General features: G+C 38.2%; 1 pseudogene. It reads right to left on the bottom strand.

What is annotated here, in order from left to right:
* Positions 1-149: pseudogene (locus ETF27_RS11465) on the bottom strand (IS256 family transposase); the annotation flags it as partial.
* Positions 150-1,077 lie beyond the last annotated feature (928 nt).

Here is a 1,077-nt window from a genome sequence, read left to right as displayed (position 1 = left end):
CATTGCTCATGGGCATTTTCGCTGACGAACAACTCTCGTTCATGATACATCAGGGAGTTCATGATTAATGACTGAAGGGTAACAAAACCCTCGCTGCTGCTTGTGTAATTCGAAAGAATTTCCGAAATTTGCGAATGTGTAAGTTTCATTTTTTTCTTTTTTAAAGTTATCAAATACAAAGATAAGAAAAAAGAAGCTTACACACTTTTATAGGACAGTACCCATCTGTTGGTTGTAAGTTGAGCTTTTGAGGGATGACTAACTAAAACCCATACGCAATGAATTCATATCAAAACCTGCCTGTCCTGACAAGACAAAAGACAAGCATATTCTTTGTTTAGCCGGGGCGTTGAAAACGCGAAAATCCTTTCCGGCTATATGAGAAAAGTTCAACAGTGTCCTAAATTTTCTTCATTCATCTATTTAAAGCTTAGCTTTTGCTTTTCAAAAGGTAAGCTTTTGCACTGCAAAAGGTCATGAATTGGAGTGCAAAAGCTAAGCTCTTAAATCGCAATTAATATTATCTTGATTATCAATCGGTTATGAGGCGTGTTACAAACGTGGTTTTTGTAATATAATTTCATTGATGGTCGGGTCGAATGTGCGCTATCGAGCGTCTGCTTGCCATCGCCTGAATACGAATTGAAAACATAAGGAAATATGTGTTATTTAGCATTGGAACAAAATATGTCACGTCTCATGATTTGATGTAACTTTGCGCGAGAGGCTCAAAACATCATTCAGGACACTATTAGGAAAAGATAAAGGTTTTCTCACTTCCATACAACACCGTACAATCCTAAATGATGCAAGTTCCAAAACGAAGTGCAATAAAAGAGTAGCCCTCGCCGAGAGATGCAGACGTTCTCGAAGCGTAGCGAGAGGTTGTCTGCATCTCTCGGCGAGGAAAAAAACAACCAGCAATACAAATAAAAAAAGGGAGACCTCTGTCTCCCCAAGATTAATTAACTTTGTATTATTACTGTCCGCTAAACATCCCACATTTTTTATGAATTAGGGCTGACACTTCTCACGAGGTATCAGCCCTTTTTGTTATCTTTGCTTTTGTTTCCAAAC

Source organism: Prevotella brunnea (genome assembly GCF_008016795.1).
GTDB lineage: Bacteria > Bacteroidota > Bacteroidia > Bacteroidales > Bacteroidaceae > Prevotella > Prevotella brunnea.
The sequence above is the reverse complement of the archived record's forward strand: the minus strand, read 5'-3'. Positions and strand labels throughout refer to the sequence as shown.